Source organism: Candidatus Accumulibacter necessarius (assembly GCF_036625085.1).
Window position 1 is genome coordinate 33,611 of the sequence record NZ_JAZKUM010000001.1, and the last position, 25,211, is coordinate 58,821.

The 25,211-nt window shown below is 63.2% G+C and carries 23 protein-coding genes and 4 pseudogenes; 13 read left to right on the forward strand and 14 right to left on the reverse strand.

Features of this window, described 5'->3' with window-relative positions:
• Positions 1–1,174 precede the first annotated feature (1,174 nt).
• The 6 genes and pseudogenes from V5B44_RS00195 (at position 1,175) to V5B44_RS00220 (ending at position 7,820) form a co-directional block, all read left to right on the forward strand.
• Entirely contained in the window at positions 1,175–2,026 is an 852-nt protein-coding gene (locus V5B44_RS00195; RefSeq protein WP_332357134.1) for a putative RNA methyltransferase, read from the forward strand.
• 249 nt (positions 2,027–2,275) lie between these two features.
• Positions 2,276–2,722: a DUF2501 domain-containing protein gene (locus V5B44_RS00200; RefSeq protein WP_332357135.1), complete on the forward strand. Its 447-nt coding sequence runs from the start codon at positions 2,276–2,278 to the stop codon at positions 2,720–2,722.
• Positions 2,723–2,848: 126 nt separating this feature from the next.
• Positions 2,849–3,900 (forward strand): annotated as a pseudogene (locus V5B44_RS00205) (permease).
• A gap of 31 nt (positions 3,901–3,931) precedes the next feature.
• Positions 3,932–4,162, forward strand: a complete 231-nt coding sequence (locus V5B44_RS00210) for a thioredoxin family protein (RefSeq protein WP_332357136.1) — start codon at positions 3,932–3,934, stop codon at positions 4,160–4,162.
• Positions 4,163–4,750: 588 nt separating this feature from the next.
• Positions 4,751–5,824 carry a class II fructose-bisphosphate aldolase gene (gene fbaA / locus V5B44_RS00215; RefSeq protein WP_332357854.1) on the forward strand — a complete coding sequence of 358 codons (1,074 nt, stop codon included), beginning with the start codon at positions 4,751–4,753 and terminating at the stop codon, positions 5,822–5,824.
• Positions 5,825–6,113: 289 nt separating this feature from the next.
• A complete protein-coding gene (locus tag V5B44_RS00220; protein ID WP_332357137.1) occupies positions 6,114–7,820 on the forward strand; it encodes a diphosphate--fructose-6-phosphate 1-phosphotransferase in 1,707 nt (568 codons plus the stop codon).
• Positions 7,821–8,146: 326 nt separating this feature from the next.
• On the opposite strand, the gene V5B44_RS00225 is transcribed toward V5B44_RS00220, so the two are convergent.
• Positions 8,147–9,076, reverse strand: a complete 930-nt coding sequence (locus V5B44_RS00225) for a PEP-CTERM sorting domain-containing protein (protein ID WP_332357138.1) — start codon at positions 9,074–9,076, stop codon at positions 8,147–8,149.
• A 730-nt stretch (positions 9,077–9,806) separates the two neighbouring features.
• Complete coding sequence (locus tag V5B44_RS00230) at positions 9,807–10,094, reverse strand: hypothetical protein (protein WP_332357139.1); 288 nt, start codon at positions 10,092–10,094, stop codon at positions 9,807–9,809.
• A 20-nt stretch (positions 10,095–10,114) separates the two neighbouring features.
• On the opposite strand from V5B44_RS00230, the gene V5B44_RS00235 reads away from it, so the two are divergent.
• From V5B44_RS00235 to V5B44_RS00250, 4 genes are all read left to right on the forward strand, one after another.
• Positions 10,115–10,393 (forward strand): hypothetical protein, encoded by a 279-nt coding sequence (locus V5B44_RS00235; protein WP_332357140.1) that lies wholly within the window; start codon positions 10,115–10,117, stop codon positions 10,391–10,393.
• A 17-nt stretch (positions 10,394–10,410) separates the two neighbouring features.
• The gene (gene ybiB / locus V5B44_RS00240) at positions 10,411–11,394 is read left to right on the forward strand and encodes a DNA-binding protein YbiB (RefSeq protein ID WP_332357141.1); all 984 of its coding nucleotides are present in this window, start codon (positions 10,411–10,413) and stop codon (positions 11,392–11,394) included.
• 225 nt (positions 11,395–11,619) lie between these two features.
• Positions 11,620–12,081, forward strand: a complete 462-nt coding sequence (locus tag V5B44_RS00245; protein ID WP_332357142.1) for an NUDIX domain-containing protein — start codon at positions 11,620–11,622, stop codon at positions 12,079–12,081.
• Positions 12,082–12,190: 109 nt separating this feature from the next.
• Positions 12,191–13,282, forward strand: a complete 1,092-nt coding sequence (locus V5B44_RS00250; RefSeq protein WP_332357143.1) for an META domain-containing protein — start codon at positions 12,191–12,193, stop codon at positions 13,280–13,282.
• Positions 13,283–13,388: 106 nt separating this feature from the next.
• Here the strand turns inward: V5B44_RS00250 and V5B44_RS00255 are convergent, their stop codons facing one another.
• The 6 genes and pseudogenes from V5B44_RS00255 to V5B44_RS00280 all read right to left on the reverse strand — a co-directional run bounded on the left by V5B44_RS00255 (position 13,389) and on the right by V5B44_RS00280 (position 16,786).
• Positions 13,389–14,114 (reverse strand): phosphatase PAP2 family protein, encoded by a 726-nt coding sequence (locus V5B44_RS00255; protein WP_332357144.1) that lies wholly within the window; start codon positions 14,112–14,114, stop codon positions 13,389–13,391.
• An 8-nt stretch (positions 14,115–14,122) separates the two neighbouring features.
• Positions 14,123–14,284, reverse strand: coding sequence for an ATP-binding protein (locus tag V5B44_RS00260; RefSeq protein ID WP_332357145.1), 162 nt, complete (start codon positions 14,282–14,284; stop codon positions 14,123–14,125).
• Positions 14,285–14,379: 95 nt separating this feature from the next.
• Positions 14,380–15,528: pseudogene (locus V5B44_RS00265) on the reverse strand (ATP-binding protein); the annotation flags it as partial.
• A pseudogene (locus V5B44_RS00270) lies at positions 15,525–15,908 on the reverse strand (response regulator transcription factor); the annotation flags it as partial. The pseudogenes V5B44_RS00270 and V5B44_RS00265, both read right to left, overlap by 4 nt.
• A gap of 159 nt (positions 15,909–16,067) precedes the next feature.
• A pseudogene (locus V5B44_RS00275) lies at positions 16,068–16,349 on the reverse strand (PepSY domain-containing protein); the annotation flags it as partial.
• A 14-nt stretch (positions 16,350–16,363) separates the two neighbouring features.
• A complete protein-coding gene (locus V5B44_RS00280) occupies positions 16,364–16,786 on the reverse strand; it encodes an EF-hand domain-containing protein (RefSeq protein ID WP_332357146.1) in 423 nt (140 codons plus the stop codon).
• A gap of 227 nt (positions 16,787–17,013) precedes the next feature.
• On the opposite strand from V5B44_RS00280, the gene V5B44_RS00285 reads away from it, so the two are divergent.
• From V5B44_RS00285 to V5B44_RS00295, 3 genes are all read left to right on the forward strand, one after another.
• The gene (locus V5B44_RS00285; protein WP_332357147.1) at positions 17,014–17,304 is read left to right on the forward strand and encodes a hypothetical protein; all 291 of its coding nucleotides are present in this window, start codon (positions 17,014–17,016) and stop codon (positions 17,302–17,304) included.
• A gap of 165 nt (positions 17,305–17,469) precedes the next feature.
• Positions 17,470–18,363, forward strand: coding sequence for a ferric reductase-like transmembrane domain-containing protein (locus tag V5B44_RS00290; protein ID WP_332357855.1), 894 nt, complete (start codon positions 17,470–17,472; stop codon positions 18,361–18,363).
• 235 nt (positions 18,364–18,598) lie between these two features.
• Positions 18,599–19,189, forward strand: a complete 591-nt coding sequence (locus tag V5B44_RS00295; protein ID WP_332357148.1) for a hypothetical protein — start codon at positions 18,599–18,601, stop codon at positions 19,187–19,189.
• A 278-nt stretch (positions 19,190–19,467) separates the two neighbouring features.
• On the opposite strand, the gene V5B44_RS00300 is transcribed toward V5B44_RS00295, so the two are convergent.
• The 6 genes from V5B44_RS00300 to V5B44_RS00325 form a co-directional block, all read right to left on the reverse strand.
• Entirely contained in the window at positions 19,468–21,090 is a 1,623-nt protein-coding gene (locus tag V5B44_RS00300; protein WP_332357149.1) for an ABC-F family ATPase, read from the reverse strand.
• A 198-nt stretch (positions 21,091–21,288) separates the two neighbouring features.
• The gene (locus V5B44_RS00305) at positions 21,289–21,909 is read right to left on the reverse strand and encodes a LysE family translocator (RefSeq protein ID WP_332357150.1); all 621 of its coding nucleotides are present in this window, start codon (positions 21,907–21,909) and stop codon (positions 21,289–21,291) included.
• A 3-nt stretch (positions 21,910–21,912) separates the two neighbouring features.
• Positions 21,913–22,404, reverse strand: coding sequence for an HD domain-containing protein (locus V5B44_RS00310; protein WP_332357151.1), 492 nt, complete (start codon positions 22,402–22,404; stop codon positions 21,913–21,915).
• Positions 22,394–23,416 carry a sterol desaturase family protein gene (locus V5B44_RS00315; RefSeq protein WP_332357152.1) on the reverse strand — a complete coding sequence of 341 codons (1,023 nt, stop codon included), beginning with the start codon at positions 23,414–23,416 and terminating at the stop codon, positions 22,394–22,396. The genes V5B44_RS00310 and V5B44_RS00315 overlap by 11 nt, the downstream gene beginning before the upstream one ends.
• Positions 23,413–24,171, reverse strand: coding sequence for a polysaccharide deacetylase family protein (locus tag V5B44_RS00320; RefSeq protein ID WP_332357153.1), 759 nt, complete (start codon positions 24,169–24,171; stop codon positions 23,413–23,415). Before V5B44_RS00320 ends, V5B44_RS00315 begins: the two co-directional genes overlap by 4 nt.
• Positions 24,168–25,181: a YncE family protein gene (locus V5B44_RS00325; RefSeq protein WP_332357154.1), complete on the reverse strand. Its 1,014-nt coding sequence runs from the start codon at positions 25,179–25,181 to the stop codon at positions 24,168–24,170. Before V5B44_RS00325 ends, V5B44_RS00320 begins: the two co-directional genes overlap by 4 nt.
• Positions 25,182–25,211 lie beyond the last annotated feature (30 nt).

Below are 25,211 nucleotides of genomic sequence, written 5' to 3' on the forward strand. Positions count from 1 at the left end.
TTATGGACACTACGGGATTCTGCTGGACCACTATCAGGCGGACTTCGTCTCCGCCAGGACATCGGCTGTAAACTCTCTGCAGCAAAAAACGAAGACCCCGCTAAACGCCATGTTTTGCGGGGTTTTTGTGTGATGAATCTCCTGACTTCGCAAATTTGATGCAGTTTGTTCAAGTGGTTGTTTGGAGGTGACTGTTGGAGAAACGGGGACGGCTTGCGGTGGCGTATTCTTTGGTTTCATGAGATACGTGAAATATGCCAACGTGAAATGTCTGGTTGGTGTGATCTGCACTATTCCTGACGACCGCCAACCCCAAACCTCGTCTAGGATTTGAACCGATTCGTGGCGGACAATGTCGGCGTCCGGTTAATCGATGGATTCAAGACTACTCTCCGTTGGCTCGCGATCGGCCCCTCTTGCGAGCTCGTTGATGGATTGCCTCGATTAGCTTCCATAGTTAGGGTCACTGGACACGCAGGGAAAGCGTCGATCGGTTGTATGCGGCACACCATGTACACGCGTTGGCGCGATTGCTTACCCTTACCTAAGTTGACCAGCGTCATGGATTAGGCACGCAAGTCTGCAGTAGGTTGTGAAGGAGTAAGCGCTCGCACGTGGCCAAACCGGCCGCTTCGAGCTGGTTTCCTGCGACGATCAACGACAGAGCCTTCGCCCGGGTGTTGTCGCAGAGCAACAGATCGCCCTGTCCGGCTTGGCGGATCAGTTCGCCGAAAACGGCGCGAGGCGCCGGCACGGCCTGAACCACGGGGTCCGATTGGGTGGCATTCGGCAGTAGAACGTTGAGACTTGCCTGCAACCCTTCAATGCGGCGTTACGGCAGACCTCTGCCGTAACGCCGCAGGGCGAACCGGCTGGCACAGCGGGCGGAGCAGATGTTGCAGATGGTAGATCGTCGCCTTCATCGGCGGCGAACCCCGATCTCGTCGAGAGTCGCTTCTGGTCCGTCTGTGGCCCATGACCGGTTTCCCTCCGGCTTATGCTCCACCAGTGGAGCTTTCAGCCGCTGCAGCCTATAGAAAGGGCGTGAGCCGGGGGTAGAATCGCCCATGTCCCCTTCCGGGCACCGGTTCAGTTCACAAGGTCGATCTCCCGAGTCCTCCGGCGTGTTGCGATGGATAAACCCGATTCGTCAGGCCCTCAGGACGCACAGTTCATGCCCATCACCTCATTCCAGGCGCTTGCCTGCCCCTTGGACGGCGCCCCTCTTCACAGCAACGGGTCGATGTGGCGCTGCGCCGCTGGTCATGGCTTTGACATCGCCAGTCAGGGCTATACCCACTTGCTTCCGGTTCAGCACAAGCGCTCGCGCGATCCGGGCGACAGCAAGCTGATGGTCGCTGCCCGCCAGCGCTTCCTCAATGCCGGCCATTACCAGGCGATTGCCGCTGCGGTAAGCCGGGCGGTACTGGCGGGTCTGCCACCCAGGGGAATTGCCAGTTGCCTCGATGCCGGTTGCGGCGAGGGTTACTACCTGCGTCAGCTGGCCGCTGCGACCCGTGGCGGCCAGTCCCTGGCGCTGCTTGGGCTGGATATCTCCAAGTGGGCGGTCCTGTCGGCAGCGAAACAGGACAGGCTGCCCACCTGGGTTGTGGGCAGCAACGCCAACCTGCCCGTGCAGCCAGGCACGCTTGATCGGGTGCTGTGCATTTTCGGGTTTCCGGTCCATGCCGAGTTTGCCCGTGTGCTCAAGCCGGGCGGCCAGCTGTTGCAGCTTGATGCCGGGCCGGACCATCTGCGGGAACTGCGCGAGATAATCTACCCCACGCTGAAGCCGGGGCGTGCGGCCGACGGCCGGGAGCCGCAGGGCTTTACCGGCGTCTCCAACGAAACCGTTCGCTACCACCTCGACCTCGCGGGCAGCGAGACGATTGCCGATCTGCTCGCAATGACTCCACATCTCTACCGCGCCAGCGCCGAGCGCCGTTCGAGGGCCGCAGCGTTGACAGCGCTGTCGGTCACCGTGGATGTGCGCCTGGCGCTTCTTGCGCGGAACGCCATCCGCTGATCAATTCTGCCATTCAGTGGGTCACCGACGGACGCCAGATCGGTGCGCCCGAACAAGACACGGGCACCTTGGCTGTCGAAATCACGTTGAGCACGCTGCCAATCGGGCAGAATGGCCAAGAGTCACCTGAGCCAGCGTATCATCACGCTAGTGAGGTCTGCACGCAGCCAGAAACCACTGGCTGTCCGTCAGCAATGCATCATCACAATCCAGTAGCGGACTCTTCCAGCCAACCAGAAGGAGGTCAGCATGAATGCACGCACTTGTCGTATCGCAACCGCAGGTATCCTCATCGTCGGTCTCTTGCCCTTCACGGCCGCACACGCGCAGCTTGGGGACCTGATGAAACAGGGGGAAAGCAGCGGATTGTCCGGCGGACTCGGGAACCTGGGTGGCGTCGGCGACGCGCTTTCCGGACAGTCCATCACCTCTGGCAGCACAAGCAACGTCGCCGGTCTGCTGGAGTTCTGCATCAAGAACAATTATCTCGGGGGAAAGAACGCGGCCTCGGTCAAGGACTCGCTGATGAGCAAGCTGCCGGGTGGAACCTCGTCATCCGACAGTGGCTACAGCAGCGGTGCCAAGGGCATCCTGAGCGACAGCAAAGGCAGCCAGTTCGACCTGGGCAGCATGAAGAAAAAAGTCACGAAGCAGATCTGCGACAAGGTTCTTGCCCAGGGCAAGTCGATGCTTTGAGCGGGCCTCGTGGCAGGACTGTTTGGCCGAAGCACGGCGGCCAGGGTCTGCCGAACCCTGCCCCGACGACGAGGTTTCGGGGAAGGCAGTCTCATCTACGACAGTGAAGTCCCCTGGAGTCACCGCATGAACGTTTCGGTGGTCGACAAGACCGCAAGCGCCAAGCTCACCTGGTGGCTCATTGGAATTGGCCTGGGCGGCGTGCTCTGGATAGCCGTCTACAGTCAGCTGACCGCTCTTGCCGACGCGGTCGTCAGCGCCGTTGGCCTTTCCCGTGGGACGCACCTCGGTGAAGCCGTCCATTTCTTCTTCTACGACACACCCAAGGTGCTGCTGCTCCTGACCGGAATCGTCTTCGTCATGGGCGTCATCCAGACTTTCTTCTCGCCGGAGCGTACCCGGGCGCTGCTTTCCGGCAAGCGGGAAGGCATCGGTAACGTGCTGGCGGCCACCCTGGGTATCGTCACACCGTTCTGCTCGTGCTCGGCCGTGCCCCTGTTCATCGGTTTCCTCTCGGCAGGTGTGCCGTTGGGGGTGACCTTCTCCTTCCTGATCTCGGCCCGATGGTCAACGAAATTGCCTTGGTGCTGCTCTTCGGCATGTTTGGCTGGAAGGTCGCCGCTCTCTACCTCGGCATGGGGTTGCTGGTGGCCATCGTCGCCGGCCTGGTGATCGGCAAACTGCGGATGGAACGTCACCTCGAGGACTGGGTGCAGAAGATCCTCGCCGGCCAGGTGGCTCAGGTGAACGGTGAGCAGCTTTCCTGGTTGGAACGCTTGCAGGCCGGCGGTGCGCATGTGCGCGAAATTGTCGGCAAGGTGTGGCCCTACGTCCTGGTGGGGATTGCCCTGGGTGCCGGCATCCACGGCTATGTGCCGGAGGATTTCATGGCCTCGTTCATGGGCCGTGATGTCTGGTGGGCCGTACCCGCCGCGGTTCTGCTCGGGGTGCCAATGTATACCAATGCCGCGGGAATCATCCCGATTGTCGAAGCCCTGATCGGCAAAGGCGCGGCCCTTGGTACGGTCCTGGCTTTCATGATGGCCGTGATCGCGCTCTCGGCGCCGGAAATGATCATTCTGCGGAAAGCGCTCAGGCCGACCCTGATAGCGACCTTCGCCGGTGTCGTGGCGACCGGCATTTTGCTGGTCGGCTACATTTTCAACTGGCTGCTGTGATTCATTTCTTCATCAGGTAAGAGGAATTCCCATGAAAAACATCAAGGTTCTCGGTACCGGCTGCGCCAACTGTCGCACGACCGTCGCCCTCGTCGAAGCGGTTGCCAGAGAGAAGGGTGTCGAGATTTCGCTCGAAAAAGTCGAGAACCTGCCGGACATCATGAGCTATGGCGTGATGTCCACGCCCGGCGTGGTGATCGACGGGCAGGTGGTGCATGCCGGCGGTGTGCCTGCACGCAGCAAGGTGGAAGGCTGGCTGTGAGATGTGCACTCCGGTGACTTCGGCGGTCAGTCCGAAAGCCCGCCATCTGGTCAAGGGGATTTTCGTCGACTTGCTGAGCCGTCCGGGGAGCCGGGATTGCTTGATATCACTCACCCCGAGTGGTCTGCTGGGCGGCTACCTCCGGGTTTTCAGGCGGATGGGCGGGATGACGATGGTACTCAGCGACACGCCAGACAACAGCTCCTGCGGAGAATCTGCTTCTTCGATATCGACTCACAGCCGACCGAGGAGAATCTGACCCCGGAGGAGCAGCGCTGGTACCGACGAGACATTCAGAAGGACACTACCCGTTTCGGCAAGAGCTACCGCCGTGCTGACTTGCAGGTAGACATCGCTGGACTGAACGTTCTGCAGGCGGCCGGTAAGCTCCGGACGCGCGCTTCCGCGCCCCGTTTCGGTGCCAGTCGAGCTCCTTCCCGCGTTTTTGCCAACATAAAACAGACGGTGCTTGACGAGTCGCTGCACGCCGGAGATACTTCCACTGAATCGGGCGTCTCGGCGTCCGTTTTGCCCTCGCTTCTCGATCCTCTCGACCCTCTCGATCAACTGAATGTGGAAAAATCAATCATGAGTGCAACACAAATCAAACCTGGCGTCGCCACTGGCGACGAGTTGCAAGCGATTTTCGATCTGGCCAAGGCCAAGCATTTCGCGCTGCCGGCGGTCAACGTCATCAACACCAGCACAGTGAACGCGGTCATGGAAACCGCCAAGGAGCTGAACTCCCCGGCGATCATCCAGTTCTCCAACGGCGGCGCGCAGTTCTTTGCCGGCAAGGGCCTCGACAACACCAACCAGCGCTCTTGCATCGCCGGTGGTATCTCGGGCGCCCATCACATCCACCAGCTCGCCGAGCTGTATGGCGCGACGATCATCCTGCACACCGACCACGCGGCCAAGAAACTGCTGCCCTGGATCGACGGCCTGCTCGACGCCGGCGAGAAGTACTTCAAGACGCATGGCAAGCCGCTGTACAGCTCGCACATGCTCGACCTGTCCGAAGAGCCGATTGAAGAGAACATCGAGATCTGCAAGCGGTATCTCGAACGGATGAGCAAGATGGGAATGACGCTCGAGATCGAACTCGGCGTCACTGGTGGTGAAGAAGATGGCGTCGACAATTCCGGCGTGGACAGCTCGAAGCTGTACACGCAGCCAGAGGACGTCTCGCAGGCTTACGAGGAACTCTCGAAGGTCAGCGACCGCTTTACGATCGCCGCCTCCTTCGGCAATGTTCACGGCGTTTACAAGCCCGGCAACGTCAAGTTGCAGCCGATCATCCTCAAGAACTCGCAGGAATACGTGCAGAAGAAATTCGGCACCAAGCCTCATCCGGTCAACTTCGTCTTCCATGGCGGTTCCGGGTCGACTCTTGAGGAAATCCGCGAGGCGATCTCCTACGGCGTGGTCAAGATGAACATCGACACCGACCTCCAGTGGGCGTTCTGGGATGGCGTGATGGGCTTCTACAAGAAGAACGAAGGCTATCTGCAAGGCCAGATCGGCAATCCGGAAGGTGACGACAAGCCGAACAAGAAGTTCTACGATCCGCGCGCCTGGTTGCGCAAGGGCGAAGACGCTTTCCGGGCCAGGCTGAAGCAGGCATTTGCCGATCTTAACAACATCGGCACGCTGGGGTAATTGACCGGCGGGGCATCAAGACGGGCTGGCTCAGATCTGGGCTGGCCCTTTTTTGTGTCTGCGGAGGCACCCACCAACGGGCGTCAGCCCGGGCCAGCAGTTGACTCCCGCCAAGTCAGGCACGCTTTGCCCCGACTCTCCACACGCCATCGAAGGATGATCCAGCGCCAGTCCTGTCGCCGCAAGAAGCCCTCCGTGGCCCCGCTGCAGGGCCGTTGCCTGCCGGCTGCGCCGGCGCGTTGCCTGGCCCGTTTCCAACTGCCAATTTTTGTACACCGAGGATCAAACCATGAGTACCCTGGTAGAACAGCTAATCAACACCGAAGCACACAAATCGATTTTTGAAACCGCCGTACGCCAGAATCCCCTGCCGGTCTGTGCCGCGTTCGGCTCGTCGAGCAGCCCGCAGCCGGTCAGCTTCAGCAACACCGGCCGCGTCCTGAGCACCAAGGACAGCGACGGCGTGCGCGCACAGTTCCCGCAAACCGTCGCCGCCTCCGGCAATGTCGTCCTCACTTCTGCCGGCGCCAGCAGCGCCGGGGTGCAGGGCAAGCGCGTCGCCGTGCTGTTTTCGGGCGGCCCCGCTGCCGGTGGCCACAACGTGGTCTGCGGTCTCAAGCGCGTTCTCGGCGCCGGCAACACCCTTTTCGGCGTAAAGGCCGGCCCGAAAGGCCTGCTCAAGGGTTCGCTGTTCGAGATCACTGACGCCAACGTCGACTTCATCATCAACACCGGCGGCTTCGACTTTCTTGGCTCGGACCGGACCAAGATCAAGAGTGACGAACAGTTCGCGCAGGTCCGCGAGACGTGCATCAAGCATCAGCTCGACGCGATTGTCGTCGTTGGTGGCGACGACTCCAACACCAATGCGGCCGTGCTCGCCGAATCGCTGTTCACCGGCGTCAAGGCCGACGGCTCCGGCGTACAGGTGATCGGCGTGCCGAAGACCATCGACGGCGACCTCCAGGTCGGCGACCTGCTGTCGATTTCGTTCGGCTTCGATACCGCCACACGCATCTACAGCGAAATGGTCGGCAACATCCTGCAGGACACCAGTTCCTCGCTGAAGTACTGGCACTTCGTCAAGCTGATGGGCCGGTCCGCCTCGCACGTCGCACTCGAAGTTGCGCTGCAGACCAAGCCGGCGATCGCCCTGATCTCGGAAGAAATCGCCGCCAGGAAAGAGTCCCTGGCAAGCATCATCGACCGCGTGGCGCAGGTCATCGTCGATCGCTCGCATCGGGGAATGAACTATGGCGTCCTGCTGGCGCCGGAAGGCCTGATCGAGTTCATCCCGGAAATGAACGCGATGATCGCCGAACTCAACGACGTTCTGGCGCACAACGTGGCCGAGTTCGCCGCGCTGGCCGACGAGGCCAAGCCGGCTTTCATCGAGAGCAGGCTCAGCACGGACAACGCCCATCTGCTGGCTTCTCTGCCGCACTACATCGTGAACATGCTGCTCGCTGAGCGCGATTCCCACGGCAATCTGCAGGTCTCGCTGATCCCCACCGAGCAGTTGCTGATCGACATGGCCAAGAAGCGGGTCAGGGAACTGGATCCGCAGGTGCCGTTTGCCGCGCACAGCCACTTCCTCGGCTACGAAGGCCGTTGCGGCGCGCCGACCCTGTTCGATGCTGCCTACACCTACAACCTCGGCCTGACTGCCGGCTCGCTGATCCTCGACGGCCGCACCGGCTACATGGCGACGATCACCGGCCTGACCAGTGGCGGCACGCCGCAGGCGATCCCGCTTGCCGGCCTGCTCAACATCGAGCGCCGCCATGGCAAGGACGAGTTCGTGATCGAAAAGGCATTGGTCAAGATGGATTCACCGGCCATGCAGTACTTCGCCTCGCGGCGCGACGAGTGGGCGGCGAAGGACCTCTTCGCCTCGCCGGGTCCGCGTCAGTTCTGGGGGCCGACCACCCACCAGTTGCCGATCACTGTCGCACTCAACTCCGGCGCTGAATCGCTGATGTTCAAGATCGGCTGAGGGCACGGCTCGTCCGGATGAGCAGGGGCCATCGGCGACGGTGGCCCTTCTTTTTTCCGGTAGCTGGATTGACCAACGAGAGGATGCCTTTGCGGCGCGCAGGCGGATTGCGGTCAAGCGCTCCGCAACGAACTTTTGAGGTCGGTGGCCGATCCTTGGCGGCCAATGGCCAGCAGGCGATGGTGAGGTGACGAGGCGATCGAAAATCTTGCCGTTGGGGCGGTCCCCTTTCTAGCTGCAACCGGCCCGGATCGGGTGCTGAGCAAGGTCCTGTCCCGAGAAACCAGGAGACAGGAATCTCGCCAAAAGCCTGTCCGCGGTCAGCTTCAGGACTTACTGGTCGCGGAACTGCGCCGCCGCTGACAAGCCAGGCCCACGAGCCCGATGCTGATCAGGAGCAGCGTGCCGGGTTGAGGGATCTGGGGTGGGGGAGGGTCGATGCGTTGCTCCAGGGCATTCATGGTGAAGCCTCCGCCCGAACTCGCCCCGACGCCGATCACGTTGACCACGCGGATGGTGGCGTCCCGGGGCGAAAAATCGGACCAGCTGTCAAACTGGCTGAACCGAATAATCCCGCCCGGCGACTGCACACCGAGGTCCAGGGTGACGTTCAGGATGGCATTCAGAATATCGTTGCTGTTCGGATCCATGATGAATTGAAGTGCGAAGCCGGCTGCTACATCGGGCAACTCGACGGGAGGGACGAGCTTCAAGATGTCGGGTCCGACGGCATCGATAGTGGAGATCTGGCTGATGTCAGCACTGCTGATCTTCGGAACCCCGGTCTTCTTGACCTCATAGGCAAAGGCGGAAAGCTGGTCGGAAGCGATATTACCCGCAGTTACCGTCCATTCACCGGCACTGTTCAGCCTGAAGCCGGGATCCACACCCGCTGTCGCACCATTGTCGGCCAGAATAACAAAATCGATGTTTCCGGCATCGGCAGCCCTGGCGTTGCCCCAGCCATGTGAGAACTTGCCGGCCGCGAAGTCCAGGGCCTGGACATTGAATAAAGCCAGCGGGTCTTTCTTGAGCAGATTCTCCAGATCCTGGCCCGCCGGGAACGCGTTGGCCAGGACCGGGGCGAAATTCGAGAATACAAGACCGTCCTGGGTAAAGGTTTCACCGGTCTTGAACATGTCCTGCAAGCTGGTGGCGGATACTGCTCCTGAAAATCCGAGCAGCAGCCAAAGCGCGGTTGCGCCAATGATTGGTCGTCTGGCACGCAGGCTGTCGAATGCGATGCTGTTGATCATTCCCGTTCTCCCAAGAAGCGTCAGAAACAGAAGCGCCGACCACCAGGCTCGTACGTCTTTCGCCAGGCGCAATTGGCGTAGATATGTAGCAAGTTTCCTGCCGACTGCGGGCCACCTTCTGATCTGCAAGATGGCTGTCACCGCTTGCTGTTCCCTCCCGACGCCAACCACTCCGACGCGAAAGCAATGAAATTCGACTTCTCCCCGCAGTCGCCCCTCCGTGGTTCGGACCCGAGTAGCCCGGACCAAAAAATCCAACCCTGCCATCAAGAACAAATGAGCCCCGATCCAAAGGATAGGAAATCGCACGAGCGGCGTCAACCTCGCATTTGGTTCGGGAAGTCCTTGAAAAATCGTCTGAATCCCGCTTCAGTCGGCGGCTGAGCCGCCTGCGGGTCGCCGGCCGCGGCTGCCGGATCGTGTTGGCAACGCATCAATGCGGCAACCGTTTCTCTTGCAGCCTCGCCGCCAGGCGCGAAGTCTTGAGCAGGAGCCCGACCAGTCGGCTGCTCGGGTCGCCCGCGTCAACCCGGCACATCAGATCTTAGGATGGCTGCACCTGCTCCCGGTTACCCAGTGCAGGGAAGTCGCGCACGACAATGATACGAAAGCCCCGCACCTCGGTGCGGTGGAAGCGAAGGCGTTCGGGGTAGAGCATCCGCAGATCGAACGTGCCGGCAAAAATCTCCGCGATCTTGGCCGGTTCGCGGCGCCGCCGACAATCCTCGGCTTAGGCAATTCGTCCGAACGGGTCATCGGGAAAGCGCCGCACCGTTTCCTCCATCGCGCGTGCAGCCTCGGCGTGCTCATCCAGGTCGTAACGAGCGATATATAGATAGTTGTGCAGTTGCGGGATGTCGGGATGCGGTGCGAAGTTCAGGTCTCGCGCATAGTCAACGGCGCCCTCGACGAGATTGGGAAGGTAGGAACTGCGAACCGCGCCCTTCGTTGAGGCGACCGGGTGCCGGCGCGCACCACGATAAGGCGCTAATCCCGGCAGATCCGCCGCCAAACCCACCGGGCTGACGATTCATGGACATGGCACGTCTGTTGCTTAACACACGCTGGAGCCATCGCCATGAGCTGGAAAGGAAAATCCATCTGTTCTGCGGCGGTGTCCATTGCATGCCTCGGGTCGACCGCGCCAAGATCGACACCAACGCGTGCCTGTGCAGGTCGCCGTCAGCAGCCCTCCATAGGCAGACGCTGCTGCGGAAAAACCGGAAATGCGCTACCTTCCGTGGCTCGCGCCTGCCGGCGATCGGGCGGGTTGTTTCAACTCGGGCACTGTTCGCCGGCGACGCAGCGGTGGTCTGACGATACCAGGAGATCGAATGGATTTCGCTTCTTATATCAGAGAGATCGGTCGTGGTGCGACAGGTGCGCGCGACATGTCACGGCGAGAAGCGCAGGATCTCTACACGGCGATGCTCGACGGGACTGTTCCCGACCTCGAACTGGGCGCGATTGTCATCGCGCTGCGCGTGAAGACCGAGACGGTGGACGAAATGGTCGGATTTCTTGCGGCGGCGAATGAACGTTTGCCAGTCCTGCGCCGCCCGGCGGGACGCATTCGCCCGGTCGTCATTCCGACCTACAACGGTGCACGTCGCGCCGCCAATCTGACGCCGCTGCTGGCGCTGCTGCTGCAACGCCACGGCGTGCCGGTACTGCTGCACGGCGTCGGCGACGATTACGGACGGGTCACCAGCGAGCAGGTCCTGCGCGAGTACGGCCTCCAGCCCAGCAGCAGCCTGCAGCAGGCGCAGCTCCTGATGGATCAACATGGCCTCGCTTACCTGCCGCTGCCGCTGCTTTCGCCGGGGCTCGACCGACAGCTTGCCTTGCGCACCCGGCTCGGCTTGCGCAACAGCGCGCACAGCCTCGTCAAGATGCTCGATCCCTTCCAGGGCGACGCCCTGCTGCTGGCGGCAGCGACTCACCCTGATTACCTCAGCAGCATGCGCACTGTGCTGACCAGCGTCGGGGCGGACGCGCTGCTGCTGCGCGGTACCGAGGGCGAACCCTTCGCCAATCCGAAGCGCCGGCCGATGATCGAGCACATTCACGGCGGCGTCAGCGACATCCTCTTTGAAGCCGAGCACGACAGCCTCAGGAATCTGCCGCAACTGCCTGAAAACTGCGACGCACAGGCGACGGTTGCCTGGATGCGCCGCGTCCTTGCCGGCGAAGTCTCGCTGCCTCTACCAATCGCCAACCAGCTGGCTTGCTGCCTCTATGCCTGCGGCCGGGCCACCGACTTCCATCAGGCAAAGGCGCTGGTCGCGGTCGAAAGCAACGGGCTGGCGATGGTCTAGGTCATCTCTCCTTTGCACGCGAGGGAGTGCGCTCGCATGGTCGACAGCCGCGTTGCCGGGAATTGCCCGGCCTGACGAGGCCAAGCCTGGGCAATCTCGGCGCTGCGCGGGCAGTGCTGCAGAAAAGACGGAAATGCGGTACCTTCCCCGGCTCCTGACCAGCGGTCCCGGCCTGGCAGGTGCCCCGAGTGCCCGGACGCGACTGACAGGCGACCGAAAGCGAACATGAAGCGACAGAGAGCCACCATCATCGTCGAAGTCGATCAACGCATCCTGCTGGTGGAAAACCGGGGGGGACTCGTGTTGCTGCCAGGCGGCGGCATCAACCCGGAGGAGTCACGACTGCAGGCAGCGGTACGCGAGCTCGCCGAAGAAACCGGCCTGATCGCCGAGTCGATGCTCTTCCTGTTCAGCCACGAGTCGGCGACAAATTGCCACAATGTTTTCTGGGCTGCCGCATCGGGCGCTGTGCTCGCCGGCGATGACGCCACCGCGCTGCATTTCTTCGATCACGGCAGCCCGCTCCTCATCGGCAGGATGTCAAGGGCAAGCCGCCAGATCATCGACCGTTTCCTCTCGATGCGTGGCGAGACTGCCGTTGCCTTGGCATTCGGGGTTCCAGGCGCTGCAGCAGCGGTGGACAAGAGTGGCAGCGGCGCCGAGGCCTGGCCCGGCGCTTACATCTGATGTCGCCCGGGAGTTCTTGAGGCGGCATGCGAACGATCGGCCTCGCGGCGGTTGTCCAGTCCGGATCAAGGCCCATCATCGATCAACAGTGGAATCAACGGAGGGAGCAATGCATACACACCGAATGGGCCTTGGGCTGGTGTTGATCACCACTCAGATGGTTCTTGCCTGTGCGACGGTTGGTTCAGCCGGCAGCGGCGATGCCTTGACCGACACGGGTTGGAAGCTGTCGGCCTTGCCCGGGCAAACGTCACTCACCGGTCGGCCGGCAACATTGCATTTCTCCGAAGGCCGTGTTCACGGCAGCGATGGCTGCAACCGCTACAGCGGCACCTATAATGCTGCCGGCGAGAAATTCAGTATCAGCGAGAACCTGGCGTCGACCAAGATGGCTTGTCCCGAACCGCTCATGCGGCAGGCCGAGGCCTTTACCCGCGCCCTGACCAAGGCCAGCGCATGGCGCAAGGAAGCCGGGCACCTGGTGCTGCTCGACTCCGGCGGCAGGGAGTTGGCAATTCTTGCCGCGCAGCCGCAGGATCTTGCCGCAACCTCCTGGCGGGTGACCGGCTACAACAACGGCAAGCAGGCAGTTGTGGGCATCCTGGCCGGTTCCGAACTGACGCTGGCTTTTGCTGCTGATGGAAAGCTTGCCGGGGCGGCCGGTTGCAACAACTACACCGCTTCCTATACGACTTCCGGTGAGCGCATCGAGATTGGGCAGGCCGCCGCCACCAGGAAGGTGTGCTCCCAGCCGGAAGGCATCATGGAACAGGAAGACCGCTTTCTCAACGCTCTGGCCAGCGCTGCCACCTGGCGGCTGGACGGGGACCGGCTCGAGCTTCGGACCGCCGCCGGGGCGCTGGCCCTCAGCCTGTCGGCAGCTGACAGCGCCGCAGTTTGGACGACGGAACCGCGCCGGGCAGCGCTCCCCAGTCAGGTCTTTCTTTGTGGCGACCTGCGTGTGCTGCTGACGCATCACGGCGAAAGGATGCAGCTGAGTGTCGGCGGCGAGATCTTCGCCATGCAGCAGATCGAAGCCGCATCGGGGGCCAGATACGTTGCTGTCGACGACGCAACGACCTCGTTCTGGTCGAAAGGTGACGCAGCGACCCTGGTTATCAGGGGGCAGGCCTACCCCAACTGCATGCAGGTGACGGCGAAGGCCAGCCCATTCCGCACGGTCAGCAGGCATCCCGGCTGACCCCTGCCGGTCAGCGATGGCAGGCTGTGATTCGTTGCCGATGGTTGGCGGCAGCGTCGGCTTTCGTCCTCGGGAGCACTTGCCCACCCGGTCCTCACTGCCGTCCTCAGGCCTCCTGCGCAGCCGTTCTGACTGGCCCTGAGCTCCTGCGGTAGAGGAGCACGCGATAGCAGCCCAGGCAGATCAGCCAGGCAATCAGACCGGTGGCAACGGTATGTGAAAGGAAGTGCGCGCCCTGGATCATCCGCCCCAGCGCCAGAAGGCTGCCAAATGTCAGCACCCCGATGAGGACGCGTCGTGCGAGTTGCGGGCGTCGGTCGCGAAGAAAGAAAAACAGCGCGAACAACGAAAAACCGGTGGCCGCGTGACCGGCGGGCCAACACCTGCCTCGGGGTTCAGCCTCCGGCTTGTGGTCCAGAATATGCACATAGGTGTAGGGGCCACCAAATTCCTTGATATCCCAGGGGCAGTGAACGCCGGTGAGGTCCTTGAGGTGGGTGACAATGCCGGTGGAAAGACCCATCGCCAGCACCAGGTAGCCGAGCGGCCGGCGCCACTGCTGCCACTGGCGACGGCTGAAGCTGACCATCCAGCCAAGCAGCGCCAGCAGCGCAAAAACGATCACCGCCTTTTTCAGGAAGTCGTGCATGAAATCTTCGAGTACCCATGCGTGCTTGCCGATGAAGCCATCGCCGGCGGTATAGAACCAGCCTTCGACTGCAAAATCGACAGCTGAGGTATCGACCAGTACCAGTGCCATCAGGACCACGGCAGGAACGATGGCCAGCAACGGCGAAAGGGCGCGGGAGGAGGGGGTAGGGGCCTGGATCATCGGGGCTTTCAGGGCAGGTTGGCGTTCAGATGCGACATTCCGGATCTCACGGCCGGCAAGGTCAGCACTGCCTGCAAGCCACCGAGCGGCGAATCGGCCAGTCTGAGTTCGCCGCCGTAGAGCTGCGCCAGATCGTCGACAATCGACAGGCCCAGCCCGGATCCCGGCACCTGCTGGTCGGCGCGACGCCCCGGCAGAGTACAGCATCGCGGGCTGCAGCGGCAATGCCCTGGCCATCATCGTCCACGCGGATCATCAGGTTTTCTCCATCGACGCTGGCCTGAATCTCGACGCGGGCGGTAGCCCACTTGCAGGCGTTGTCGAGCAGGTTGCCGAGCATCTCCTGGAGATCCTGCTCCTCGCCGCGGAAGGCCAGGGATTCGGCAAGTGGATGCAGGAGCAGTTCGAGCTGCCGCCCGGCGTGGATTCGCCGCATTGTCCGCAGCAGCCTCTCGAACACCGGTCGCAGCGCGGTGCGCGCTCCCGGCAGCCGCCTGGGCCCGCGCCAGGTGGTAGTGCACCTGTTCTTTCGCGGCATCGACCTGGGGGCGATCACCAGCCGGGCGAGTTCGCCGTCCCCGCCGGCGGCGGCATTGGCGAGAAGGCTCAGCGGTGTTTTCAGGGCATGCGCCAGATTGCCCGCCTGCGTTCGCGCGCGTTGGACGACCTCGGCGTTCTGCTCGAGCACGCTGTTGAATTCCCCGACCAGTGGCGCAATTTCGACCGGGAATTCACCTTCGAGACGCTGCGCATCGCCATTGCGCACCCGACCGAGGGCGGCGCGCAGCGTGCGTAGTGGTGAAAGCCCGACGAACACCTGCACCAGCGCGGCGATGACCAGGCCGGTGGCGAGGACGCCGAGGGCCAGCCAGAGCGCGCCGTTGACGCGCGCTGCCGGTTCGACCATCAGGCGCTCGTCGGCGGCGACGATCAGGCGGAATTCGCGGGCGGCAACCTCGGGGCGGTCGTCGAGGCGCACGCTGCGCTCGATGATGCCGAGCATCGTGCCCGCCGGACCCGACAGCCTGTACCGGTGGACCTCCCCGTCGGCGGGAGCGTCAACGGGCGCGGTCAGCACGTAGTCCCAGAGCGGACGCGAGCGCAGCGTCCCGACCGCCGCCGCACCCGCTCCGGCGAGATCGTCGATCTGCCAATAGAGGCCCGAATAGGGCCGATTCAGGCGCAGGTCGCTCAACGGCATCGACAGCGTTGGGCGCCCCTGTTCGTCGAGTGCCAGATGCGCGGTGAGTTGATCGAGGTGAGTTTGCAACTCGGCATGAAACTGCTTCGCCACATGCTGGCGAAACAGGCTGCCCAGTCCCCAGCCGGCCACGATGATCGAGGCAGCCACCCAGAATACGGTGCCAGCGAGCAGCCGGATGCGCAGCGAGCCGCGCAACGCGAGACGATTCATCGCGGTGCGGTCAGCCGGTAGCCCAGGCCACGCACGGTTTCGATCAGACCCGGCGGCAGCTTCTTGCGCAGACGGGCGATGAACACTTCGACGGTATTCGAATCGCGGTCGAAGTCCTGGGCATAGATGTGCTCGACCAGGTCGCTGCGCGAGATCACTTCCTCGCGATGGTGCATCAGGTAGGCCAGCACCCGGTATTCATGGTTGGTCAGCTACAGCGCCTGGCCCCCGACTGTCGCGCGGCCGTTGCGGGTGTCCAGCGTCAGCAACCCGCAGGCCAGCTCGGCGCTGGCATGCCCGCCGGCGCGGCGAGTCAGTGCGCGCAGGCGGGCGAGGAGTTCCTCCATGTGGAAGGGTTTACCCAGATAGTCGTCGACGCCGTTGGCCGCCGAATCGGCGACATAGCCTGCCGCCTGCAGTCCCCGGGTCAGCTGGCTGCGCAGGATGTCCTCATCTTCGACAATCAGGATGCGCATCAGTGTTCCTCTCCGCTCCGGCCGCCTGGGGCACGCTTTCCGCCGGCCTCGCGCGTCCACTTTCAGCTTGACCAGCGAACCGCCGCTGCGCAGAGTCCTGATTTCGTACGCCCAGCGACCGCCGTCGCGCTCGAGTTCCACCTCGAGCACCTGCCCGGGATACTCGCGCTCGACGCGATCGAGGATCGTCCGCAGCCGCAGTACCTCACCCGCTTCGAGCGCATGACGGGCGCGATCATGGTCACCACCGCCGCGCCCGTCACCGCCGGCGCGACTGCTGCCGGCCCAGAACACCGACGAGGTCGCGACCAGGCAGACCAGCAGACCCCGTACGCCGGGTATCATGCAGCTGTTCGTGCTCACTGCGTGGCGCTGGTAGGACCCATGCCCTGTCCCGGCCCTCGCCCCTTCGGCCCGGCCGACCGATGCGCTGCGAACTCGGCGCGGCTGATCGAGCCATCACCATCCCGGTCGATCTCGGCAAACGACGGGACGCCGGCCAACCCGCGCATCGGCCGGCCCTCGTTGGCCCGCTGCGCGATTCGTTCGCTGCGCGTCGCGTCGAATTCCTGCTCGCTGATCCGGCCATCACCGTTGCGGTCGAAATCGGCGAACGTTGCCCTGTTCATCCCCGGCCCGCCGGGCGGACGACTCCCCGCGGTCGTCGGCGACGCCGGCGCCGGCGTGATCGTCTGACTGTCGGCGCCAGGATCAGCAGCCGTCGCCAGCCCGGCAGTCAGGCACAGGCTGCCGGCGAATAGCCAGCAGGTCTTGTTCAACATGTTCATCTCCTTGGCTTGATGGAGAAGGCGAGCGGTCCGGCCACGCCGCCGCGTTGGCGACGGCCGCGCATCATCCGTCCCATTTACGCCGGAATTGCTGAACGTAGCATGAACACGCGCTTCAGCAATCGTTCAGCGACAGCAGGGCAGAGTGGCGGCATGTCCACCACCGAGGGCTTGACCATGCCCATCCAACAGTCCCGCAACTGGCCCTGGCGATCACGCAGGTGCTTGCCGCCACGACGGCCACTGCGACCGCCTCCGCGCGCGATGAACTGGTTACCGAGTATGCCACCACAGCGAGCAGAGAGGCGCCGGCGTTTGCCGGATTCGCAGCTGCGCGCGGCGAAAGCTTCCATCGCAAATCGTTTGCCGGCGGCAACCCGGATCGGGAGTGGCAGACGGCGCGCACCAAGGCCAACTGCCGTGCCTGCCACGCCGATGCCGAGCGCGGTGTGTCTACGACGATTAGACGAGCACGCAGCATCCGCCCGTGTCCGCCGCCGGCGGCCTGCTGACCGAACCAACCCGAGTTTCCCGCCATGAAAACCCTTCTTGCCTTGATCATCACCCTCGTCTCGCTGGCCTGGGGCTGGCATGCCCTGGTCGTTGACACTGCGGCCGGCGCCGCCCCCCTGTGGATTCTGCGTTAGCAGGGGCTCTACCTCAGCGGGCTGCTATCGATCGCCCTGATGTCGCTGGTGCTGGCGACACGTCTGCCGTGGCTCGAAGCGCCGCTTGGCGGCATGGACCGGGTCTATCGCAGCCACAAGTGGGCCGGCATTCTGGCCTGCGCCTTCGCCGCGCTGTACTGGCTGGTCGAGATGTCGAGCGACCTGCTGAAGGCCGTCATCGGTCGTCAGGGACGCGTGCCGAAGGAGAAGTTCAACGGCTTGCTGGAGGTCCTGAGCGAAGTGGCGGAAGACCTCGGCGAATGGGCGATCTACGTTCTCCTGATGATGCTGGTGATCACGCTCTGGCAGCGCTTCCCGTACCGGATGTGGCGATTCCTGCATCGGCTGATGCCGATTCTCTACCTGACACTCGCTTTTCATGCCGTTTTTCTTGCACCGGCGGCGTACTGGACCCAGCCGGTCAGTGGCCTGCTGGCGCTGCTGATCGCTCGCGGCAGGTGCAGGGGACAGTCCTTGCCGTCGGCCAGCCGGCTCCCGATGTCGTCGCCGTGCGCTGCCGCCTCGATCAGCGCCCTTGGCGACTACACCCCCAGCCTTGGCAAGCGTCTTGCACCTGGACAGCCGGTGCGTGTCGAGGGGCCGTACGGGCGTTTCGACATCGGGCGCCAGGACCGGCGGGCGCAGCAGTTGTGGGTCGCCGGCGGGATCGGCGTCACGCCCTTCCTGGCTTGGCTCGAATCACTGCAGGCGTGGCCCGATGACGCCCCAGCTGCCGAGCTGCACTACTGCACCGGCGACCGCGACGCCGACCCCTTCGTTACCCGGCTGGAGTCCTTGTGCGCGCCGCTTGCCGGCATCCGGCTGCAGGTGCATGGCGCGCGCCTGCGAGCGGCCTGGCGCGGGCGCCTGACTTTTCATCAGGAGGCGTTTGTCATGCGCTAGGGTGGCTGCCGCTTTGCCGCAACCGAAGCCGGAAACCGCATTTCACGGCGGGTGCACGGCTGGTGTACCAATAGACAGTTTCACCTGCAGTCGAATTGCCGCAGAATGGCGCCGCGTGACTGGCTGCCGAACGCGACCTGGACGCCGCGTCGCGGCGTCCAGGTCCGGCGGTTGCCTCGTCGCCGGCCGGGATGTCCGGTGGTCCGAGGCTTGGCACGAGAAAACGGAGGATTCAATGCGCGTGGGTGGATGGTTGCTTGTTTCGCTGGTGATGAGTGGCGCGGCCTGGGCCGACGAGCTTGCGCCGGCGCCAGAGATACCGCAGACGCTCGAACAGGCGAGTGCGCAGCGGGCGCGGGCGGCGGCGATGCGCGACGAAGCCGAGCGTCGCCACGAGGCCGAGAAGAATGCTTGCTACAGCAAGTTTCTGGTCAACGACTGTCTGGCAGACGCCAAGAAGCGCTATACGGCGACGATCGTTGAAGCGCGCAGACTGGACCAGCCGGCGCGGGATTTCGAGCGCGAGGCGCGGCGGCGTGATGTCGAGGCCGAGGAAGCGCAACGACTGGCCGACCAGCCCGCGCGCGAGGCCGAACAGAAGGCGAGTGCCGAGCGCTTCCGTGCCGAGGAAGCAGCCAAGGCGAGTGCGCGTCAGCAGAAGCTTGCGGAAAAGGCCCGGCAGGCTGAAGAAGGACGCCAGAAGACGGCCGCCGAACAGGCCAGGAGGCAAGCCAAACTGGAGAAGCGAGCCCGGCAGGACGCCGAGCGCGAGGCGAAAAAGGCTGCCAGGCAAGCGGGGTCGCCAGCGGCCGGCGCCGGCAACTGATCGCACCCCTGGGCTTTCCAGAGGGGCCAGGTTGGCCGCCGGCGTCCTGTCAGAGGCTGTTAAAGATTGATGCAGCGCCAAGAAACCGTCATTCCCGCGCAAGCGGGAATCGGGTTCATATAACCAATTTCTCTCAAAAACAATCAGATAAACCAAGTGGATTCCCGCTTGCGCGGGAATGACGGCTAATATCACGCTTGCCAGCTAAAAAATTCACAAGCGCTCAGCCAGGGGCTACTGGCTGCCGCCGAGCCAGATCCCACGCCGGGCGCCCCATTTCAGGCGATCCCCTGGCTCGCCAGGTACTCTTCGTAATTGCCGAGGTAGTTGACGACCTTGCCGTCGCTGCCGATTTCGAGGATGCGGGTGGCCAGTGACGAGACGAATTCGCGGTCGTGCGAGACGAAGATCAGCGTGCCCTTGAACTTCTCGAGCGCGCTATTGAGCGACTCGATCGATTCCATGTCGAGGTGGTTGGTGGGTTCATCAAGGACCAGGACGTTCGGCCTCATCAGCATCAGCTTGCCGAAAATCATCCGGCCCTGTTCTCCACCCGAAATCACCTTGACCGCCTTCTGCGCTTCGTTGCCCGAGAACAGGAGGCGTCCGAGCGTGCCGCGGATCAGCGTTGACAGGTCTTCACCGTCGCTGGTGCCGTCGCGTGCGTAGCCGGCGATCCAGTCGGCCAGGCTGACATCACTGTTGAAATCCTGGGCGTGATCCTGGGCGTAGTAGCCGGGGCGTGCCTTCTCCGCCCACTTGATGCTGCCGCGTTGCGGTTGCAACTCGCCCATCAGCAGCTTCAGCAGGGTGGTCTTGCCGACGCCGTTTTCGCCGATCACCGCCAGACGGTCGCCGCCATTGATCGACAGGTCCAGCTTGCTGAAGATTTTCTGCTCGCTACCGTGATAGCCGAAGCTCAGGTTCTGGATTTCGACCGCCTGGCGATGAAGCTTTTCCTTCTCGTCGAACTCGAAACGGATCCAGGGGTATTGGCGAGACGAGGGCTTGACGTCTTCCGGTTTCAGTTTGTCGATCAGCTTCAGGCGGGAAGTCGCCTGTTTGGCTTTCGAGGCGTTGGCCGAGAAGCGGCGGACGAAATTCTGCAGCTCGGCAATCCGCTCCTTGGCTTTCGCGTTGGCGCTCTGCTGCCGCTCGCGCGCCTGCGTCGAAGCTTCCATGAAGTCATCGTAGTTGCCCGGATAGACGGCGATCTTGCCGTAGTCCAGGTCGGCCATGTGCGTACACACTTGGTTGAGGAAGTGCCGATCGTGAGAGATGATGACCATCGTGCTGTTGCGCTCGTTGATCGCGTTTTCCAGCCAGCGGATGGTGGCAATGTCGAGGTTGTTGGTCGGTTCGTCGAGCAGCAGGATTTCGGGGTCGGCAAACAGCGCCTGGATCAACAGGACGCGCAGCTTCCAGCCCGGTGCGACATCACTCATCGGGCCAAAGTGCTGTTCGGCCGGGATGCCGACGCCGAGCAGCAGTTCGCCGGCGCGCGCCTCGGCGGTGTAGCCGCCGTATTCGGCGAACCGGGCCTCGAGGTCGGCGGCGTGCATGTAGTCGTCCTCGCTGGCATCAAGGTTGGCGTAGATGGCGTCCTTCTCGAGCATGCAGGCCCACATCTGCTCGTGCCCCATCATCACCACGTCGATGACGCGCTGCTGCTCGAAGGCGAACTGGTCCTGACGCAGGTAGGCCAGGCGTTCGTGCGGGTCTTTCGAGACGTTGCCGGCGGTGGGTTCAAGTTCGCCGGCGAGGATCTTCATGAAGGTCGACTTGCCGGAGCCATTGGCGCCGATCAGGCCGTAGCGATAGCCTTCGCCGAACTTGACCGAGACGTTTTCAAAAAGGGGCTTGGCCCCGAACTGCATGGTGATGTTGTTGGCGACGAGCACTCAGAAACCTCGGTAAAATCATCAAGTTGCAAGAGGGCGCTATTGTACTCCAGGCGTCGGCGATGTGTTTCCGCTTCGGCACCCTGAGCGACATCGTTTTCGGTTGCACCGAGGGGGCTGGTTTCTGGTCGCAGACCAGACCTCAATCGACCACGGGTTGCCCCGCGCCAGGCAATGGCATGGCTCGCCGAGCCGGCGTCAGCGATTGTCCAGCGCCAGCTTGACACCGAACCCGAGCAGCGCGCCGCCTGCCAGGCGGGTCGCCAGCTTGCGCGCGAAGGGCAGGGACGACAGTTTGCGCGCCACCGCGTTGCCAACGAGCACCAGACCCGCCTGGTAGAGAAAGCTGAGGATGGTGACGTGCGCCATCATCACCGCCAGCGTCAGCGACGAGGCGTTGGCGTCCAGGAAGAGCGGAAAGAAGGCGACAAAAAAAAGCATCACCTTCGGGTTGGTGAGGCTGACGGCAAAGGCCTGTCGGAAGTACACCCAGGCGCTTTTCCTTGCTTCCTCGGCGGCACTGGCGGTGGGGACGGGCCTGAACAGCAGTTGCAGTCCCATCCAGCCGAGGTAGGCGGCGCCGAACCACTGCAAGCCCTGGAAAAGCACGGGGTGGGCATTCATCACCGCGGCCAGACCGACGATCGCGGCGACCATATAGACCATGTCACCCAGCAGCGTACCGACGACAGCGCCCAGCCCCGCGCCGATGCCATTGCGCGCCGTGGCATTGAGAATGGCCAGCGTACCGGGACCCGGGATCAACTGGAAGACGATGATGGCAGCAACGAAGCTGGCGTAATTCTGGATTTCAAACATCGGTCACTCTCCGTTCAGCAAGGCATCAAGTTCGCGCCACAGGGGCTCACAGAGGCCCTCGCGGTATGCGGCGCGCCGGAAGCTGGGGTGCTCCTTGCGGTACACCTCCAACAGACCATGGTACTGATCGATCAGGCAGCTTCTGACGTTGGCTAGCCGGTCGGCGGCTTTGACGACCAATGCCAGCTCGGCGGGACCAGCGACCGTCGCCAGTCTGGCGTAAGTCCCAGCCTTCCGCTCGGCGCGGCTGGCGCCGGGGGAGTCGGTGAGCAGGCTGACGCACTCGGCAATCCGTCGTCCAAAGCGCGCCAGAACCTCGTCCTCGGTGACCCGAGTGTCCTCGATCACGTCGTGGAGATAGCCGACGATCTGAGCGTCGGTGCCGTAGCCCGACAACAGGCTGACGACCGCTTCGAGATGGAAGGCATAGGGCCGGTCGCCATACATCTGGCTGCCATGGGCTGTCAGCGCGAAGGCTCGGGCTTCATCGAGCATGGCTGTTTGGCTTTCCATAATCGCCAGTGGGGCTGGTCTGCTGCACCTGGCGTGAATGCGCGCGGAAAGCCGCTGCCAGCGCGCAAAGGCCCTCGTATTGCTGTCGCCAGAAGCCGCTCTGCGCGGCCGACTCGGGCAGCGGCCCATGCCTGAGGCCACAGGCGGGCATTGCCTGTCCACGATACTGGGTCGCAAAGAGTTGATCCCAGATCGGAAAGAGGACCGCAAAATTGCAGCCGTAGCGGTACTGGCGGCCGCCCGGGAGGTCGAGCGCATGGTGCCAGCGATGGTAACGCGGGCTGACCAGCAGCAATTCGCCAAGGCGTCCGAACGAAAGCCGGGCATTGACATGTGACAGGTTCTCGATCGTCTTGACGACGATCAGCAGGCCGATGAAATGTCCCGGCGGTACGCCGACGAGCAGCGCGACGACGGCAAACCAGAAGCCGCCAATCAGGTCGTCGAGCAGATGGTTGCGGCTGTCGGTCCACAGCGTCATCTGGCGCTGACTGTGATGGATCGCGTGCAGCGCCCACCACCAGCGAAAACGGTGCGACAGGCGGTGGCGCCAGTATTCGGTGAAGTCCAGGATCAGGAGATAGATCACGAAACTGAGCAGTGGCCGCGTCTCCAGCGAAGGAAAGAGGTCTTCGAGTTGTGGGGGGATGATGTCGTTGAAGCGTAGCCAGCTGTCGACGCTCGCGAACAGTGGCGCCAGTAAGGCAAAGACGAGGAGCGGTATGATGCCCAGCCGGTCGAGTAGCGAATAGAGTACGTCCACCCGCACCGCTTGGCGGTCCCGCCAGACCTCGATCGGCCGCAGGGCCTCCAGGGGGCGCAGCAGGAGGTAGGCGGCGCTGATCTGCAGGACCCCGCAGAGGAAGAACTCGATGCCGTCGAAGGCCATCTCCAGGTAGCTGCCCAACCCCATGGCCAGCAGTGGCGGCTGGATCAGGCGATCGAGCAGCCAACCCTGAAGGGCGACAAAGGCTTCAACCAGGGTGTCGATCATGGCTGCGCGCGCCGCGCCGCAAAACAGAAGCCCTTGCCTTTCAGGCCGGCGATCAAGGGGTCCAGCATCGGCGCAAAAGGATCCTTGCGCGACCAGATGCCGAGATGCGCCATGATGATGTCGCCATCCTTCAGACGATCGAGGGCGCGCTTCAGCAGTAGCGAGTTGGGGTAGGTCTCGGAGGGCAGTTCATCACCCAGGAAACCCGCTGCCGCCCAGCCGACATGGCGGTAGCCACAGGCCTGCGCGGCGGCCAGCGTGTTCGGCGTCGTGCGACCGCCGGGAGCGCGCCAGAGGGGATCGAGCCGACGGCCGGTCAACTCCTGGAAGCGCGTATCCGGGCGCTGCAACTCTGCGCAGACGGCGCGCGCGTCCATGCTTTCGCTGCCGCCATCCGGCAGCCGGTAGCGGACCTGGTTGCCGATGTCCTCACGGAAACTGCCGTGTCGCCAGGTGTGGCTGCCAAAAGCGTGGCCTTCCGCAACGCGCGCCTGCCAGTAAGGCGCCCAGCTGGCGTCGAGCGCATGGTCCCCGCGAAGGGTCTTTTCCTGGGCGAGAAAGAAGGTCGCCTTGACGCCATGCCTCGCCAGCGTCTCGGCGATCAGGTCGGCGTGGCGCATGTTGCCGGTGTCAAAGGTCAGGTAGAGCGTCCCCTTGCAGGCAGCAGAGGGCGTCGCGGCAGGCGTGGCGAGTGCGGTTGCGCAAGCGGTCAGCAGGCTCAGGCCAAGCCCCAGGTGGCTGATCAAGGCGTTCATCTGAGACCCGCGTGATTGAGGAAGAAGACCCCGTGTGGCGAACTGCCGACCGGTATCGACCGCTTGAGCGTACCGGTGGCGAGGTCGATGACCTGCACCTTGCGGGCGAAGCGGGCGGTGGCCCAGAGTTCCTTGCCGTCGCCACGTACCATCATGTCGTCCGGGCCGCCTGGCACCTCGTACTTGCCCACTACCGCCATGGTCTGCGTATCGAGCAGCGAGATGCTGCCATCGACCGAGCGGTTCGAAACGTAGAAATGCCGTCCGTCACCCTTTGGCTGCAGATTGTGCGCCGCAGGGGCGGTGGCCACCTTTTTGACGCTCTTCCGGTAGCGCCACTCAATCACCTCGACGACGCCGTCGCCCATGCAGGCGACGAGCAGATGGCGGTTGTCGGGAGACATGACGATTCCCGCTGGCGTCGCGGCGACTGGCATGACCCAGGCGATCTTCTGCGTCGGCAAGCTGATCGCCATCACCTCGTTCGAGTCCTGCAGGGTCACGAAGACAAACTGGCTGGCATCGTCGAAAGCCATGTGCGAAGGGGTCTTCGGTGCGGGCAGGCGGGCGATGAGCCGGAAGTCCTGTGGATCATAGATATCGACCCGGTCAAGGCGCAGCGAAGTGGCGACGAACCATTTCCGGTTCGGCGAGTAGCCCAGTTGATAGGGGTCGGAAATGTTGCGAATGCGCTTCTGCTCCTGCCCGGTGTGCGGGTCAAAGAAGACCAGCTGGTTGGCGGCTGCGCAGGCGACGATGACCGACTTGTCGTCGGGCGTCGGCATCAGGTGATGCGGCTCCTTGCACACGTTCGCCTTGCCGGTGACAGCGTAGGTTTCCGTGTCGATCAGGCTGATCGTGCCGTCGGCCGAATTGAGCGCAATTGCCAGGCCGGCAGGGGCGTCACCGGTCGCCAACAGGGTCAGGGCAACGATCAGAGATGTGGCCAGGCGGTGGCCGGAGCTTGCGAGGCGGCGGAGCAGCATGGCTTTGTTGTACCGTTTGAACACGTTGGAAAGGTCTCGCCCGGGGCGAGACGT